This window comes from Pseudomonas sp. PA-1-6B (assembly GCF_021609545.1).
Taxonomy (GTDB): domain Bacteria; phylum Pseudomonadota; class Gammaproteobacteria; order Pseudomonadales; family Pseudomonadaceae; genus Aquipseudomonas; species Aquipseudomonas fluorescens_BV.
The window spans coordinates 31,471-48,118 of sequence record NZ_WJZM01000011.1 but is presented as its reverse complement, the minus strand read 5'-3'; the positions used below and the strand labels follow the sequence as shown (position 1 = coordinate 48,118).

At 59.0% G+C, this 16,648-nt stretch carries 16 protein-coding genes; 2 read left to right on the top strand and 14 right to left on the bottom strand.

The window, feature by feature from the left end; genetic code table 11:
• Positions 1-240: 240 nt before the first annotated feature.
• Both GIV35_RS08125 and GIV35_RS08120 read left to right on the top strand, forming a co-directional pair.
• Complete coding sequence (locus GIV35_RS08125) at positions 241-495, top strand: hypothetical protein (protein ID WP_232914494.1); 255 nt, start codon at positions 241-243, stop codon at positions 493-495.
• 11 nt (positions 496-506) lie between these two features.
• Positions 507-836, top strand: coding sequence for a DUF6388 family protein (locus GIV35_RS08120; RefSeq protein WP_198716125.1), 330 nt, complete (start codon positions 507-509; stop codon positions 834-836).
• Positions 837-844: 8 nt separating this feature from the next.
• Here GIV35_RS08120 and GIV35_RS08115 read toward each other — a convergent pair whose 3' ends face one another.
• From GIV35_RS08115 to tssB, 14 genes are all read right to left on the bottom strand, one after another.
• The gene (locus GIV35_RS08115; protein WP_105227069.1) at positions 845-1,687 is read right to left on the bottom strand and encodes a serine/threonine-protein kinase; all 843 of its coding nucleotides are present in this window, start codon (positions 1,685-1,687) and stop codon (positions 845-847) included.
• The gene (locus GIV35_RS08110) at positions 1,684-2,406 is read right to left on the bottom strand and encodes a PP2C family protein-serine/threonine phosphatase (protein ID WP_105227070.1); all 723 of its coding nucleotides are present in this window, start codon (positions 2,404-2,406) and stop codon (positions 1,684-1,686) included. The genes GIV35_RS08115 and GIV35_RS08110 overlap by 4 nt, the downstream gene beginning before the upstream one ends.
• A 2-nt stretch (positions 2,407-2,408) precedes the next feature.
• A complete protein-coding gene (gene tssM / locus GIV35_RS08105) occupies positions 2,409-5,756 on the bottom strand; it encodes a type VI secretion system membrane subunit TssM (RefSeq protein WP_236265007.1) in 3,348 nt (1,115 codons plus the stop codon).
• 15 nt (positions 5,757-5,771) lie between these two features.
• Complete coding sequence (icmH, locus tag GIV35_RS08100; RefSeq protein ID WP_200648938.1) at positions 5,772-6,632, bottom strand: type IVB secretion system protein IcmH/DotU; 861 nt, start codon at positions 6,630-6,632, stop codon at positions 5,772-5,774.
• A gap of 5 nt (positions 6,633-6,637) precedes the next feature.
• The gene (tssK, locus tag GIV35_RS08095) at positions 6,638-7,966 is read right to left on the bottom strand and encodes a type VI secretion system baseplate subunit TssK (protein ID WP_213153102.1); all 1,329 of its coding nucleotides are present in this window, start codon (positions 7,964-7,966) and stop codon (positions 6,638-6,640) included.
• Position 7,967: 1 nt separating this feature from the next.
• Positions 7,968-8,453: a type VI secretion system lipoprotein TssJ gene (gene tssJ / locus GIV35_RS08090; RefSeq protein WP_105227074.1), complete on the bottom strand. Its 486-nt coding sequence runs from the start codon at positions 8,451-8,453 to the stop codon at positions 7,968-7,970.
• Between the two features lie 5 nt (positions 8,454-8,458).
• Entirely contained in the window at positions 8,459-9,652 is a 1,194-nt protein-coding gene (gene tagH / locus GIV35_RS08085; RefSeq protein ID WP_236304269.1) for a type VI secretion system-associated FHA domain protein TagH, read from the bottom strand.
• A 10-nt stretch (positions 9,653-9,662) separates the two neighbouring features.
• Positions 9,663-9,794 (bottom strand): hypothetical protein, encoded by a 132-nt coding sequence (locus GIV35_RS08080; RefSeq protein ID WP_034126102.1) that lies wholly within the window; start codon positions 9,792-9,794, stop codon positions 9,663-9,665.
• A gap of 35 nt (positions 9,795-9,829) precedes the next feature.
• Positions 9,830-11,359 (bottom strand): sigma-54-dependent Fis family transcriptional regulator, encoded by a 1,530-nt coding sequence (locus tag GIV35_RS08075; RefSeq protein WP_236304268.1) that lies wholly within the window; start codon positions 11,357-11,359, stop codon positions 9,830-9,832.
• Positions 11,360-11,442: 83 nt separating this feature from the next.
• On the bottom strand, positions 11,443-12,468 hold the full coding sequence (gene tssG, locus GIV35_RS08070) for a type VI secretion system baseplate subunit TssG (protein ID WP_236265229.1): 1,026 nt from the start codon (positions 12,466-12,468) through the stop codon (positions 11,443-11,445).
• Positions 12,432-14,219 (bottom strand): type VI secretion system baseplate subunit TssF, encoded by a 1,788-nt coding sequence (gene tssF / locus GIV35_RS08065; RefSeq protein ID WP_236265231.1) that lies wholly within the window; start codon positions 14,217-14,219, stop codon positions 12,432-12,434. The genes tssG and tssF overlap by 37 nt, the downstream gene beginning before the upstream one ends.
• The gene (gene tssE / locus GIV35_RS08060; protein WP_105227079.1) at positions 14,209-14,628 is read right to left on the bottom strand and encodes a type VI secretion system baseplate subunit TssE; all 420 of its coding nucleotides are present in this window, start codon (positions 14,626-14,628) and stop codon (positions 14,209-14,211) included. The genes tssF and tssE overlap by 11 nt, the downstream gene beginning before the upstream one ends.
• The gene (tssC, locus tag GIV35_RS08055) at positions 14,625-16,103 is read right to left on the bottom strand and encodes a type VI secretion system contractile sheath large subunit (protein ID WP_223023014.1); all 1,479 of its coding nucleotides are present in this window, start codon (positions 16,101-16,103) and stop codon (positions 14,625-14,627) included. Before tssC ends, tssE begins: the two co-directional genes overlap by 4 nt.
• Before the next feature lie 15 nt (positions 16,104-16,118).
• Complete coding sequence (gene tssB / locus GIV35_RS08050) at positions 16,119-16,628, bottom strand: type VI secretion system contractile sheath small subunit (protein ID WP_105227081.1); 510 nt, start codon at positions 16,626-16,628, stop codon at positions 16,119-16,121.
• Positions 16,629-16,648 lie beyond the last annotated feature (20 nt).

Genomic DNA, 16,648 nt, shown 5'->3' with positions numbered 1-16,648 from the left:
CCAGCCCGGCTTTTTACCAGTGAATGCCGGGCTGCCAGGATAATTCCCTACAGATTTAACGAACTTTCTGACCTGAATCATCCCCTAAGGCTGTCTGAGTCGGTATCATCCGCACGGTTTGTGCGTGTTAAACGATGTTACAACCTGTCTGATAATGGGTACGCACTCAGGGAATCTTGCCTGGAACGACAACAGGCCAAAGGAGAGAACCTCACTATGCAAGACAAGCGCTCAAGTAACATGCGTCCTCTATTCGTCACCATTGTGCTGTGGTTGTGCAGCGTGGTGTTGCTGTTTGTGATCAAGAACGTCATTGAATTGTTTACCGGGCCTGTGGCTGAAACCTGGGTAGACCTGACGCTGGTGCTGATCGCCTACCTGATGTTTTTCTTGCTGGCGCCGTTGCAGAACTGGATGCGACGCAGGTCGCGCAAGCGTGCCCGCCATCACCTCAACGCACGCACGTCCGATGGCAGCTCTCATCCTTCGCGTTAAGGTGTCTACCTGTGTCGGCACCTAACGATACTTATCAGCTTGCACTGGACAGGTTCCTGCGCGAACAACCGCAGGTCGCTGCCGAGTTGGACAGTCTTAACCCGCTGGTAGCCCAGGCCAGGGGCGAAACCCTGGCGCAGTATCGCGCCGAACGCCTGCATGAGGCCTTCGAGGCACACGCTGAACAGCAACAGCTGTTCGCCTGGGAATTGACCCTCAAGCTGACGGCCGATTCCACCGAAGCCTTCGAGGCCCAGCGCCGTGAAGTGCATAAAGAAGTCGCACAGATGGCGGGCATGGAATGGCTGGAGTACTGCCAGTTGCACGGCTTGGCCGTTTGACCTCTACCCTACAAGCGCCAGCGTGGCCGATTGCGCCCCATGACTTGGCGCAACTCGGCGACCGTTATGCTTCGGTGCTGCGGGTCCACCGCCAGCGCAGCCTGTAATGCCGCCCAGCAATGCCTGGGCAACTGCGCAGGCCGGGACAGCCGGTCCATTGCGCAGCGTTCGCCAACGCGCTTGCCATGGGCCAGTTCGTATAGGATGCAGGCCACGCCGTACAAGTCGGCGGCCGCGGTCAACGCCCCGCCGGCCAACAGTTCCGGGGCTGCGTAGGCAGGTGTCCAGGCATTGAAACGACTGCGGCTGACACTCGGCAAACCCACCCCAGCCTGCCCGGCGGCATGGCCCAGCCCAAAGTCGAACAAGCGCACGCCCTCCTCGCCCACCATGACATTGGCTGGTTTGACGTCACCGTGCAGCACGTTTTGCTGGTGGGTGTAGACCAAGGCATCCAGCAACTGCAAGGCGATGGGTTGCAGTTCGCGCCAGGGCAACCCATAAGGGCATTCCAGCAGCAGACGGTCCAGGGTCAGCCCCTGCAACAACTCCATGGTGAAGAACGCGACCTGGCTGTGTGTGTCGACTTCGAACGAGAACGTCCGTACCACGCGGTCGTGCCGAAGGCTGCGGGTCAACGCAAACTCGTTGTACAACAACACATGCGCATCGGGACATTGGGAAATGGATTCGTCCACCAGCTTGAGCGCCACGTTCGAACAGCGCTCGCCTAATTGCTCGTGCAGCAGGTCGCGCGCACGGTACACAACGCCCATACCCCCTCTGCCCAACACATGCTCAAGGTGATAACGCCCAACCAGCAGGCGCAAGGCTTGTGGGGACGCGCTCAAGGCTGCACGACAACCGCAGTCAGGTCGTCGTGTACCGGCCTGCGCAACGCCCCTGCAAATAGCCGATCCACCGCCTGCTGGGGCGTTTGCATACTCAACGCCCGTCCCAGGTCCACATGGCTGAGGGCCTGATACAAACCATCACTGCATAATAAAAATACATCCCCTGGGCGGGTACTGAGTTCCAATGCCTCAAGGTGCAACCGCGAACCCGCGCCCACGGCTCGGGTCAAGGCCCTGGCATCGGGGTAGGCCTGGGCTTGCGCGACGCTGAGGTGACGTTCGTCCATGAGCCGCTGCAGCAACGAATGGTCCTTCGACAATTGGTAGAGACTCTGCCCGCGCCATAGATAGCAGCGACTGTCCCCCGCCCAGAGACAAGCCGCCCGGCCTTTCTCCAGCAGCAGTGCAACTACGGTACTGCCCATCGTCGCGTCACCAGGTGCGCCAGGTTCTGTCCATGCACGCCTCAACCCTTGGTTGACGCCTTGCAAACAGCTGCGAACGGCCTGGATACGCTGATCAAGGTTGCCCTGAGCCGACACGGCTGCCAACTGCCTGACCACCCATTGGCTGGCGACATCCCCGTTGCGATACCCGCCCATGCCGTCCGCAACCGCCCAGCAGCTGCGGCGCGGGTCGTCCAGGAATGCATCCTCGTTGCGCAGCCGCGCCTGCCCCTGCTGCGTACGACCAGCGCTGCGCCAGGGGGCTGCCATCCTCACAGTTGCTCCGGCAAGCGAAAGGTGCGCCATGTATCCACATCAAACGGGACAGGCGTGCGTTGGCTGGTCAGCAGGTAATTGACGCGCAGGCCGGCGAGGTCTGCCTTGAAAACCTGAGCATTTTGCCCACTGGCGGGCTCTCTCTGCAGCTGATCCAGGAACCGGAACAGTGACCAAGCCCCTGTGTTCTTCTCGATTCCCGAGGGTCGCTGCTCAGTGCCTTTCTCCAGGACGAGACTGCTGCGCCCATTCTCTGCATCGGTGGGCCAACGGAACGCCACGGGTACGATGGGACCGTGGCGATACTCCAATTGCTGGTCACCCACGCGCAGAATCGCACGACTGATCGATGGGTCCAGGCTGTAGGGCGCCACGGTAAACCGCACAGATAACTCCTCCGTGTCCTCGGTAAAAAAACCGCGGCGTATGGCCTGGGTTTTTGTCAATTGCTCCAACAGCGAACGCGAAACCGGCAAGCTCTGGCCATCCAGCCCACGCAATCGGTAGCGAGTGCCGTCGACACTGATAAAAGGCCGCAGGTAGTTCTCATAAAAGCGCGCCATCACCCCTCGTGGCTTGAAGAACTCCTGAAAATCATGAAGGGCTACGTCATTGCTCGCGTTGGCATGGAACGGGTAACGTCGTCCAATTGCCTTGGCGTAAGGGCTACGTACATCGCTCTGATAGCGTTGGTTGACGTGCACATAGGCCTGCTCCAGCAAATGCCGCCAACTCTCGTCGGCCAGGCCCTCAAGCCAGCCGGCAACGGGTAGCGGCAGACGCGCAGCGGCATCACGCAGACTACCCAGCACATCCTGCTGCCCCTCCATACGCTGCCGGGCACGCAGGAAGGCTGCCTGCTCGGGTGCGCTGTCACGGTTCAATGCCGTCAGTTGCAAGTGCAGTTCATCCAACTGACGCAAAGCCTGGGTCAACTCTGCTCCGGGGTTGTTCTGCTCATCCAGCAATTGATGCAAAGGCTCGAATTTTTGTTGCAGCGCCCGCCGCGCAGCATCAGCAAACGCCACTGGCCCAGCCACCAGCGCCGCCTTGGCCACGTCTGCAGGATGTTGCACTGCTTTATCGAGCAGCTCATGACCTGGCAGCAAACGCGTGTTTTCACGCAGCTGTTGCAACAACCGAATCAAAGGGGACTGGGCCGAAGTCAGGCTCATGAGCTGCTCGGCGTCCTGGCGTAGGCTGTCGGTCTCTTGCAGCGTGATACGGCCGAGAACATCGCTCCAGGCATCGGCATATTCACTGAAATAGCGCTGCTGCAATTGCGCCATCAGCCGACTCAGATCTTGATGGCCCAGGTCGGTACCCTCACCGAGCACCCAGTTATCCCGGGCAATGGTGTCAACCAACCGTGGACCCTGCGTCTCAAAGTACTGCAGATACCTTTTGGTATAGAAGCCCGGTACGGAGGGGGCGATACCAGCGAATACATTGCCCTCGGCCAGGCGCAAGGGTTCCAGGTCGCGGGCTTGTTCGCGCAGTACCCGATACACCACGTCGGCCAATGACTCGCCCCTCAGTGCTTCGCGAGCCTGAGCCACCCGTTCCTCGTTGAGCGGCCCGACAAACGGGCGCTCAAGCAGCCGCGCAAAGTGATCATTCAGGCGCTTCTGTGTCGACAGGTCCCCGGCAAAACGCTCCGACCAGAGTCTCGCCATATGTTGTGCCAGCCAAGCAGTCTCACGGCGCTCGCGCACGTTGAGCATCAAATACGCGCGCAGATTGTCCAATAGCCGGTCCCGATCTCCCAGGCTGGCATATACCTGCTCGTCCAGTTGGGCGGTTATCCAACGCAGCAATTGCTGGTGCAGTGCCTGCTCATAGGCGTGTTCGACACTGGGCCGACTCAGCTCGCCCTGATACAGCCCAGCGTGCTCGACCAGGCGCACATCTGCCGACCTGGGAAAAACCCGGGTCGCCGCCAGCCGCGTATCCAACAGCGCCAACAGCGCCGTGCTGTCATCGCTGGCTTGCGAGCCAAGCGGCGGGAGTGCTACCAGTGCAGCCAACTGCGCCAGTCGTTGATGGTTGACGGCATAACTGTGCCACCATAGCCCGCCGACACCGCCAATAACCAAGGCTACGGCCATCGCTTGCAACCCCTGGCGCCAACGGATTCGCTGTCGTTCCTCGGCCTGCAAGCCCGCGAGGTCGGCTTCGGCAAAGATTGCCTGGCTGAACAGGCCCTGCACAAATCGCGGGTGCCGGCCATCGGCGCAGGTCAGGAAAATCCCTCGCAGACCATTGATGGGTTGGTAGCGATGAGAGGAAAACGCCATTTCAGCGAACAGATTCACGCGTTCACCTATTCGTGCCACCTGCTGGGGGAATCCCAGCATCTGCCCCCGGCGCTCGACATTGCGCTCCTGGTGCAATCGCCCGATCAGCTCACTATTCAAGCGCTGTAACAATCCCTCGACCGCCCGGCGAACCTGCGTAGTGTCAGTATCCTCGACATGGGCGTCCAAGTGCTGCCCAAGCAAGCTGTCAGCACTCTCTGCGTAGGGCAGGTCGAAGAACTCAGCGAATCCCGACAACCGATCGGCCTGGGTCAAAACCAGGTAGATCGGCACATCCACATGCAACGTCTGCTGGATCTCCTGCAAACGTGAGTGCACACGGCGTGCGTGATGATCCAGGTCGTACTCGTTGATGCTCAACAACGTGTCGACCGACAGCGTCACCACCACACCATTCAGCGGACGCACTCGGCGCCGCCATCTGAGCAGATTGAGCAGGGTTGCCCAACCTGCGGCATCCACTGAACTGTCAGGCTGGGTAAGGTAGCGCCCCGGCGTGTCGACGAGTACGCCTGCGGCGGCGAAGTACCAATCACAATGAACGCTACTGCCCATTGGCCGACTTTGGGCAGGGTCGAGCGCCAACGGCAAGCCGGCGGCAGCCAGTAACTGCGTTTTGCCACTGCCCTGCTCGCCGATCAACAGGTACCACGGCAGATCATCGCGCCAGCGTGCGTTATGCACGCCATAATGGCTGGATGTTTTCAGCAGATGCACAGCGTTTTTGAATCGAGCGCTTACCTGACGGCGCTCATCCTCAACCCACTTCAACGGCTGCTGACGCGGGGGCCTTTGGCGCCTGGTAGCACTACCAGTATCCGTAAGCGCTATCACCAGCCCCCACAGTAAAAACACGATGCTGATGGTAAGCAGGCGAGCAGTCGTCCCCTGCCAGATACGATAGTCATCCACTGCCAACAGCGGCCCTAAAAACCACACGAGTGCCGCACAGGAAAGCGCCAGCAGGAGGCTCCAAACCCAAACCCTGCCCAGCACGGCGCCCATCCTTTTGAAGAATGCGCTCATTCATTGCTCCAGCGTTTACAAGGGCGTACGAATCAGGTCCGACGCCGAGAATTGAAGGGGTTGCAGTGCATTCGATCGCTCCTTGCTCAGTACCCAGGCAAATCCTGTATACAGAGCCAACAAACAGCTCAGGGTGAATGCCACACACCAGGTGACGGGAATGACACGGATCCGCTTGTGCAGGTCCTTCCCCTGTATGACAGGCAGTAGCGGCGCCTTCAGAGGTTCCCCACGTACATGCCTGATCTGGCGATACAAGGCATCACGAACAGCCTCAAGTTGTGACGCGCCCCGCTCCATGACCCGGTATTTGCCCTCGAACCCCAAAGACAGGCACAGGTACAAAAGCTCCAGCATCGCCAGGTGCTTGAGGGGGTCGCGCGACAGCCGCTCCAGCAGTTGGAAAACTTTTTCGCCCCCGAAGGTTTCGTTATGAAAGCGGCTCAACAGGCTCTTTTTCGACCACTCGCTCTGCGCCCCCCACGGAGTTATCAAGACCGCCTCGTCAATCACACTGCACAACACATAACGCGCCGATATTATCTGGCTGCTTTCCACGCCGCCCTGCAAAGCGTGGGTTTCAAATTGATTGACAGCCAACGACAACCGCTCGTTGAGCGTGTCCCAACTTTCACGGCCAGAGCAGCGCCTGAGCCCTACGACCTCGGACAATACCGCCCAGGCCGCGTCGACTATAGGGTTGAGCCCAACCTGGAAGCTTTGCGTATCGAGCCTGAGGCCGGCGTAGATCATGCGATCTTCCAGCTGCTCATAACGCGGCGGCGACGGGAAGTCCGTTAAGGGGCCTTGGGCTGGCCCATGACTTTCCCGGTCGAGCAGGACGGTTTTTTCATCTTGAGTGCATTCACTTTCCATGGCATTCAATTCCTGATGGCCCAGAAGTCAAGTTCAAGCCCGGCGAACTCACCTCCTACGTGGAAAGCGAAACCACCTGACTGCTCCAGTTGTGCGATATCACGGGCGCTCATATCGAGCATGAAGTAGGTCTTGCCGGCATGAAATGGAATCTGTCGCGGCGCCACTGGCAACGGCTTGACCTTGATACCGGCCAAGTGCAGGTTGACCAATTCACGTATGCGCTCAACCGGCGCGACTTTCAGGTGTGCCGGCAGACGCTGGCGCAGCTCCTGCGCCTCACACTGCGCAGTGGCCGCCAAAATGAAGGTGGCCGTACCAAGCAGTTTCAACTCGCTGACCGGGCATACCAGGACGCCATATTGGCGCGGCTGCAAAGCCAACTTGATCGCCTGTTGCTCCAACACCACAGACAGCACCAAGCGCACCTGCTCCATCAGCCCACGAAAACTGGCGCCCTGATCACCGTGTTGGTAATGAACGTTCAACTGCGCACGCTTACTGTCACTGGCGAACGTTGATAACTCACCGAGCAGCGACACCAGCGCACGGAACACTGCTTCGGGCCGCACCCGGGCCTGGCTCAGGCAGTGGCGAAGCTCCAGCTCGGTACGATTGATTACTTGCAGCATCAGGAAGTCAGCGATTTGTGTGCCTGCGGTCGTGCTCTCGCCACGAATACGTTCAGCGATGGCATCGCCCCTGCTGACAAGCAGGCCGATCACCTCCTTGAGACACGACGCCACGTACCCATGCTCCTGCACGAAAATGAACGTAGGGATGAACGCTGTATCCAGGTTCACTCCTCCCTCGCCGGTGGCGTCCAGTACCTGGGCAATCTTGAGTTTGACGAAGTGCTCGTCATGCGGTTGTTCGCCCAACAGGAGACGTAAGTCGGGACGTGCGCAGTTGATCCGGCAACGCGTATCCACACCCGCATTGGCATCTCCCACTTCCACTTCGCAGCTGACGTAGCGTGCCAGCACATCACTCTGTCCTGGCTGGCGAACTTCAAGGTGACTGCCACTGGCCAACGGGAGCGCCAGGAAAACGCCTTGTCTGCGCGTGTCGGTTGGTATCTGCAACACCAGAGGTTCCATCCCGGCGTTCAACTCAAACAGGCTACCGTCCGGCAAAACGCCGCTGGCCTGGTTGACCACCAGCTTGCCCAGTTTGAGGTACTGCAAATTGAGTTCCAGCGTGAGCAAGCCCCAGGTATCACTGCCCAACAAGCGCGTCTGGGTGAGTTGTTGGTGATAGTAACGGTCGTTGTGCTGCAAGTGCTGTGGCCGCAACAGCATGCCTTCTTGCCAGATAACTTTCTGAGCCTGCATGTCACTGCGCCTCCAGGCCGGCGAGTGAGCCAGCAACGCGGATACCCGTCTGATCCAATACCAGATCAGCACGGTTACGTTGTTGCACGGTCAGCGGGATCAGTAGCCGCCACTGGACATTGGGCAGGTCTCGATAAGCCGCCAGCACCCCCACGAAACGACTGTCAGGTCCGATACGAAGCTTGAGCCCCAGGCGGTCCCCAGGGCGCAATTCAAGTTCGTCGCTGTTTACCCAGTCCTTGGACAGCGTCTGCTGCGCATTGCCATACAGACCGAAGAAGTCGGCATGTTCAAAAGCGACGCCCTGGCGCAGTTCAATCAACTGCACCACAACTGGCGAGGGGCGGCCATGCAGATCCGGGTTGACGAGTTCACTGGCGGTCAGCGCCATGTCTAGCTTGGTCAGCTTAGAAAAAGGCGAGGCGGCGCTGCAACCCGCCAATAGCCCGAACATGAGCAACAGCAAAGCAAGGGTGACTCGGTACATGTGCATTATCCTGGAAAATCAATATGCAGGCTGGAGATCAGGCGCACCTGCTCCTCATAGGCCTTGGCGAAGTCGCCCCCCAAAGGACGATCATTCAATCGCTCTTGCGCCACCAGACGCTGGTAATGACGCTGGTATGCACGCCAATGCCCACCATCCGAGAAAAACCCGACCGACTTGCCCGAGGACTCGAAGCATCCCAACAGATAGCTGGGCTCAAAGGCCGCACGGGCGTTGCGCAAGGTGCTTCGACAGGCGGCCAACAGTGCGATCTGATGCGCTTGCAGTTCCCGGTGAGCCTGGGTAATAGCCTGTACAGCGGGCATCTGACCTAACGCACTTATATCCAACATCGCAGCTACCGCAGCATCGATGTCGCTACACGCTTTCAAGGGATTAAGGCCCACACCATGGCTGCCGAACGGCGCTGTATCCAACTCGTTATTCAATTCGTCACGGGTGCGCAAACTTTGTTGCAACCCTTCGATCGTCAAGCGAAATAAGCGCGCCACCTTGATCGCCAGTGCTTGCCGACCCGGTTGATCGAGCGTATTCAGGTCCAGGCCCAAGGCTGCTGCAAATTGTGGCCAGAACTCTTCATCAGTCGGCACAGTCATCGCTACCTGTACCGTAGCAACCTCTACCGCAGGTTCTTCCCGACGAGGGAAGACCACGTGCTCCCGGTCAGCCCCGTAGCGATCCGTCCACACTTGCTGCTCATCGGCGGACTCGTTCAATGCCTCCAGATCCTGCGAAAAGGCATGCATACGGCAATCAAGGTCCAACTGATGCGAAGGGCCCAGCGAGAGGAAGGCGTCTTCAGGGATCGTTACTGCCGAGGCGGCCTGCAGGCCGCCAGCAGGTTGCGGTGGCTCCAGCAAGCGCGCACGTATCGTCAACGCTCCCAACTCGAACACTTCGCCATCACTGATCAATCGCGCGTGCCCCTTGCGCAGGCGCTCATGACTCCCTGCCACCCTGATTCCGTTGCGGCTGATATCCGTGAGGAAATAGCGGCCCTCGCGGTATGCGACCAGTCCATGGTGGCTGGAGAGCACGCGGCTGGCGTCAGGTATTACCCAATCACATTCCGAGCCGCGGCCGATCACGCCACCGCTCACGTCAAACACTTTGCGGGCCAGGGGCACGTTCTTTTCGCTCTCGGGCGCGCAGATCTCAAACACAAGCTGCATCTTCATGACCCTCCATTCAGCGGCCACGAGTGATCGCCTGTGGGTCACCCACAGGATGGTACTCAGCGTCATCGAATACATAGTTGGCGTTACAGCCACCCAGCAAAAACAGTACAAGCACGACGATGTGCCATGGACGATCAGGCATCGGCTTTCTCCCATAGTGAAAATAAGGTGCGTCATTCAGCGTTCTTCCCTGGCATCGCCAAAGGGAATGTTCAAGCGGGCAAGACGGTAGAGCAGCGTACGCCGGGCAACCCCTAGCTCCCGTGCCGTACGGGTGCGATTACCGCGATTCTTGTGCAGGCAATCGAGCAAAAACGTGCGCTCCACTCGTTCCATGCGCTGGCGCAGGGTCGCTTCATCGGTAGCGGCTGGCGTCAGTGTCATTGGCAGCGCCAGATGCTCCGGTCGGATCACGCTGTCGTCACACAACAGCACGGCGCGCTCCACCAGGCATTTGAGCTCGCGTATGTTGCCGGGGAAGCTGTGGCTGGAAAGTTGATCAAGGGCGGTATTCGACCAATCGACAGGTGACCTTTTCAGCGCTTCGCAAACCTTGTCCGTGAAATAGCGCGCCAGTTGCTGTACATCGCCGTCTCGCTCGCGCAGGGCCGGTAGAGTGATGGGAAACTGAGCAAGCCGATAATAGAGATCCTCGCGAAAGCGCCCCTCGGCAACCATCGCCGCGAGGTCGCGATGGGTGGCAGCAATGATGCGGACATCAACCTTATGGGCTGCACTGGCACCCAGTGGGCGAACCTCGCCCTCCTGCAGTACCCGCAGCAACTTGGCTTGCAGTGACAGCGGCATATCGCCGATCTCATCCAACAGCAACGTACCGCCATGCGCAGCGTCGAACAGCCCCGCGTGATTGCGCTCGGCGCCAGTGAACGCGCCTTTTCGGTAGCCGAACAGTTCGCTTTCAAGCAACCCTTCCGGGAACGCTGCGCAGTTCTGCACGACAAAGGCCTTGGCCTTGCGCGGCCCGGCAGCATGGATGGCACGGGCCACCACTTCCTTGCCAGTGCCGGTCTCACCGTGCAGCAGCACGGTATAAGACGTGTGCAGTACTTTACTGATCAGCCGGCACGCCTGTTCCATTGCCGCACTGGTGCCAATCAAGCCATATGTTCCAGCCAACAGTTTGTCGCATCTGCGCTTTGTGCCAACGATGGGCTGGATATCGCGCAGTGCGAGTAACTGATTCAAGGCGAAGCTGCCCAAATGCCCCAAGGATGAGGCGTAGCCTCGCAACTGGACCGACTGTTGGCGGGCGAAGACCAGCACACCGGTCATACGTTTGCATCGGCTGAGCAGCGGCACGATCAATAGCGCACGCCAGGGTATCGCCATTGCCGGCAGGAAGCGGGTGTCATACCCACTGTCTTGCACATCCTCCAGACTCAGGACAGAGCCCTGGTTCAAGGTGTCGTGCAGCAGCCCTTGGTGGGACTGATCGGGACACGCAGGCGCAACGGAGAGCGATGGTATCTGGGCCATATGTTGAGCGGTCAGTTCAAGCCGGCCGGACACTTCGTCCAGCAGATACAACTGGCTGAGCTCACACTGGCTCAGCCGTGCCGCCCCGGTAACGCATCCTTCAAGTAACGAATGTTCATCGCGCTCGAACCCCAAGCGTGTGAAACAGGCAGACAGCGCGTCGACATAAACCAGCGGGTCGGCCTCTTTACCAAGCAGGTTATCGGTCATGGGCTGCACTCGTCGAAACACGCCAGGGCCAGCACTGTGTCGGTCTTGCCGACAGCGCGTCGATCAGTTGTTGCAGGTCCGCATTAGTCATGGTCATTAATCCCTGATGAGTTGTGGGTCAGCGTGACCACGCCATCGGCCTGTTCATGCGCCAGCCAAGTGGTCCAGCCCAGGCGGCAAACCGTGTTCTCACCAATATGCAAGGCCTTGATCTGGCCCTGCGCCAACATCAGGCTCAGGTCGTAGTCCAAGGGGTCCCGCAGGGTCAGGCGCACCAGCGAACGCAGTGGTTGGTAGGCACTTCCGGTGGGCAGGAAATCGTGGAAACGCTCCCGGCACAGTGCCCGGACATGCACCCTGAACTTGCCACTTCGATCAGCGATGCGGTGCCCCAGGATCAGGTCATCGCCAAGAGCGCTATTGGCCCGCCCCAGATGATTGCGCTGCGTCTGGCAGACCTCGACCGTACGTGCAACCCATTGCTCTAGAAACAACGCCTCGTGCATGAAGTAGTAACGCAGGACCGACTCGATCAACGCCGCCGAATGCACCCGTAAACTCAGCAAGCCAAGGTAAGGCAGCAGGCGCTTGCAATCGACTTGGCAAACGCCCCGTATCGCAGCTGCGCCCAGCCCCATCAAGGCAAACATCTGCTCGGAAAACCTATCGTTGGCACCTGCCCGGAAACACGCCCGATAGCGGTACTTGCGCCAGATCGGCAGCATCAGCCGATGCAGCCGATGGTGGAACAGGTCGAGGAAATCCCGAGTCGGGTTGCCACCCGAGCGCTCGGCGAATGCCTGCTCACCATAAAACGCGGGCAGTGGTGACCCCGCACCGAATAACCCCAACACATTCAGACGCAGGCGCGCGCGCAATTGGCCCTGATCCATAAAGAACTCCACCCGGTCAATATCGTGCGCGGCAAACCCGAGACCAGGGTTGGCCTGGAATTCCAACTGGTCGTACAGCGCGTCGTCATCTAAAAGCGGATGGGCCTCGCGCAAATGCTCGGTGACCTGCAGAACCGCCTGAAATAACGTGTACTCACGGATAACGCGACAAAGCTGAGTCAGAGCAGGGGTTGCTGTCCCATCTGGGATGGCCATAGATACACGTCTCCTTGTGTGCTGATGACCCGCAACTCGTGATACGAATTGAGGCTGGCATAAAGCGCAAAAAACTCATTTAGAACGCAAGCGAATACAAACAGGTCGCCCTGGCCAACAAAGCCCTGGGAATCGACCGTCAGGTCGATCCGCACGCCTCGGATGGGCAGCCCCCGGTGCAGGCGATCCACTGGCTCTTGGCGGATGGAGCGCAAGGCGCCCACTCTTTTCTGGCTGACCTTCAGCGCCTGGCGATCGTAATAACGCGGCAAATCGTAGGACTCCAGAATCACTCTCAAGGCATTGATATCGGTCAACGACAAATAGTTGAGCGACATGTTGCTGATGAGCTTCCACAGATAGTCTTGGTCCAGTGGTGGTGCGAAGCTCGCCGTTGGCGCGGTGATGTTGCGGAACGTCAACGACTCCGGCGTCTGCTCACCGGGCAGATTGATATCACCCGCACGCAGTTGGCGCGGCAGGTTGCAATTAGTACAGGTCAGTTCGACCGAGAGGGTTTCATGGCCCCGTTCGCGGCGGTTGCCAAACCCCATCCAGGTATCGAGCCCGGCATGTTGAACCGACGAGCGTTGGCGAATGCTGTAACTGGGCGGTGCCGCCAGGGGCTCAGTGTCGCAGTCATGCTCAAACGACTCGAACGGCACGTAGGTTTGATAGCCCAAGCCACCGGGGCGCCACCCAGTGACCTGATCCACGGAAAAGACGCTGGCATTACCCGGCGTATATTCCCCAGGCACCAAGAGGTACTCATCCTGCTTTCCATCCAGGCGAATAGGAATCGCATCCTGCTTGAACAGGTTGACGATGGGCGTGCAGTACAACTTTATGTTGTCCAGGGTGGGGCGCTGAGGTTCACGGCCGTGAGTGCGATGTTCAAAGCGCATTACCATGCCATGCGCCTGCCGGAGCAGCTCGTGAGACAGCGTGTGCAGCACACCCAGACCTTCAACGTCGACAAACAGGTACTTCTCGGGAAAAGCAAAGTACTCCTGCAGGTGTCGATACCCCCCCAGGGCATTTTGCGGATAAGGAATCAACGCCTGCTCCTTGGAAAACCCCACCGGCCGGACCTGGCCAGCAGCGAGCCGTAGCGTCACGGGCTGGCCATCGCTGGCGATGATCGGCAGACCATCGTGATCCAGTAGCAGCAGGCAGATCCCATCGAGATGACGCAACAGGTTCAGATACAGGCCCTGACTGACATAGGGATCTCCGGCCAGGTGCAAGCGCAGTGAATCAAATGCCAACTCGCTGAAGTTACCTGCGACACTCATACTCAGGTGCAAATCCAGACGGGCCCCTTCGCCCTGGCTCCGGTATTCCAGGCCACTGAGCTGCAGGGGCATGACATCAGTGGCGTAGCATGTACGGAACCGGCAACGCTCGCCGTGGATGGTGGCGCTTTCCACGGCGGTGTCCCGACCCACTCGAACACCGGGACCAGCGCGTTTCAACGGATCGAATTGCAGGATGCTGAAGGCCGGTATCGGCCGCATGTAATGAGGCCAGAGCAAGTGCATCAACGAATGCGTCAACTCCGGCAGTTCGTCATCCAGCTTCTGGCGCAGGCGCGCAGTCAAAAAAGCAAAGCCCTCCAGCAAGCGTTCGACATCCGGGTCCTGGCCAGCCTCGGCGAGAAACGGCGCCAGGGCGGGATTACGCTCTGAAAAACGCCTACCCAGTTGGCGCAGGGCACTGAGTTCGCTTTGAAAATATCGGTCAAGCGTCATCGGTAAAAACCTCAACCCGCCCGGCATCCGTGAGGCGGGCGTGGAACACCACGGGCTGCAGGATGCCGTCAATGGCCCGCTCAGCCTCGATGGCAAACGCCAACTCCAGGGATTCACGCGCCCCCGGCAACAGCCTGACACGTGCATTCGTCAACCGCGGTTCATAGGCCTGGATAAAGCGCTCGATATGTAGACGCGACTGGCTCAAGGACTCATGCAAGCTAAGCCGCATGTCATTGAGGTCAGGCAGCCCATAATCAGGCAGTGTCTTGACACTGCCCGCGCGAGTGCTGAGCATTTTCCCCAGATGGGCAGCAATGGACGCCGCCCCGCCCTCCGGGGGCGACGCACCGCATTCGAGGCGTTCGAAAAGGCTGCTGTGCTCTGGCGTGCCGTAGCCTCTGCTCATTCTTTATCCAGCTTACCGACCAGGGACAAAGTGAAATCTGCCCCCATGTACTTGAAATGCGGGCGCACAGTCAGGTTGACCCGATACCAGCCAGGTTCGCCATCGACATCACTGACGACAATGCGTGCAGCTCGCAACGGGCGCCGCCCACGTACTTCGGCACTAGGGTTTTCCTGGTCCGCCACGTACTGGCGAATCCACTTGTTGAGTTCCAGCTCCAGGTCTGTGCGCTCTTTCCATGCGCCCAACTGCTCGCGCTGCAGCACTTTGAGGTAGTGCGCCAAGCGGTTGACTACCATCATGTAAGGCAATTGGGTGCCCAGCCGGTAATTCAGCTCTGCGGCCCTGCCCTCCTCACTGATACCAAAGGATTTGGGCTTCTGCACGGAGCTGGCGGAAAAGAACGCCGCGTTATCGCTGCCTTTGCGCATGGTCAAGGCGATGAAACCTTCTTGTGCCAACTCGTATTCGCGTCGGTCCGATACCAGCACCTCGGTAGGAATCTTGGTTTCGATCTCGCCCATGCTCTGGAAGTGATGCAGCGGGAGGTCCTCGACCGCTCCGCCGCTTTGCGGGCCGATAATGTTCGGGCACCAGCGAAATCGCGCAAAGCTGTCGGTCAGGCGGGTGGCAAAGGCATACGCGGTATTGCCCCACAAGTAATGCTCGTGGCTATTAACCACATTCTCCTGGTAGGCAAAGGTCTTGACTGGGTACTCAAGGGGGTCATACGGGGTACGCAACAGAAAGCGCGGCACGGTAAGGCCGATATAACGGGCGTCTTCGCTCTGCCGGAAACTTTGCCACTTGGCAAATTGCGGACCTTCGAAATGATCTCGCAGATCCTTCAGGTCCGGCAGCCCTGTGAAACTTTCCAAACCGAAGAAACCGGGCCCGGCAGCGGCGATAAAAGGCGCATGGGCCATGCTGGCGACGCTGGATGCGTACTGCATCAGCTTCACGTCGGGTGCGTTGGGCGAGAGAAAGTAGTTGGCAATGATTGCGCCCACCGGCTGTCCGCCGAACTGGCCGTATTCAGCGCTGTAGACATGTTTGTAAAGCCCGGACTGGGTGATCTCCGATGAGTCTTCGAAGTCGTCCAGAAGGTCCTGGCGCGAGACATTCAAGAGCTCGATCTTGATGTTTTCGCGAAAATTGGTGCGCTCGACCAGCAACTGCAAGCCTCGCCATGAAGCCTCCAGTGCCTGGAAGTCCGGATGGTGCAGGATTTCATCCATTTGCTGGCTGAGCTTGGTATCGATCTCGGCAATCATGCGGTCGACCAGGTGTTTCTTTACCGGCTCATCACAGTTATGTGGCTTCACCAGCTCTGCAATGAACGCCGACACACCGCGCTTGGCGATGCCGTAAGCCTCATCGTCGGCGCTGAGCAAGGTCTGGGCAATGATGTTATCGAGGATGCTGCAGGTTTCGGTGGTTTGTACGATTTTCGAACTGTGTTCAATCGTGTTCATGGTGTCAGTGTCCCTTTACTGAAACGGCAATGCTTGAGGGCTGTCCAGCCCCAGTTCGGCCAGGACTCGAGCGCGGGATTCGTCATTGGCCAATGCCTGCTCGATAGCCTTGCGAAAGTTCGGTGTGTTACCCAGCGGCCCCTTGAGCGCCACCAGGGCTTCACGCATTGCCATCAGCTTTTGCAACGCCGGGATCTGCTCGACCAGGTTTGCGGGGTTGAAGTCCCTCATGGCGTTGATCTGCACCTGGATCGGCAACTCCTCCACATCAGCGGTATCCTGCAGGCGATTGGGTACGCTCAGCGTCAGGCTCAAGGCTTGCTTGGCCAACACCTCGTCAAAGGTGTGCTTGTCGATACCGATGGGCTTGCGATCCTCGAGTTTGCGGGGGTCCGCACGCTGGGAAAAATCTCCCAGCACCAGCAGCTTCAACGGCAGCTCGACTTCTTCCTGGGCCCCACCGACGGCGGGTTTGAAAGTAATATTGATACGTTCCTTGGGGGCTACCGAACCGTCTTTGGCCATGGTGCTTTTCCTTTTTGATG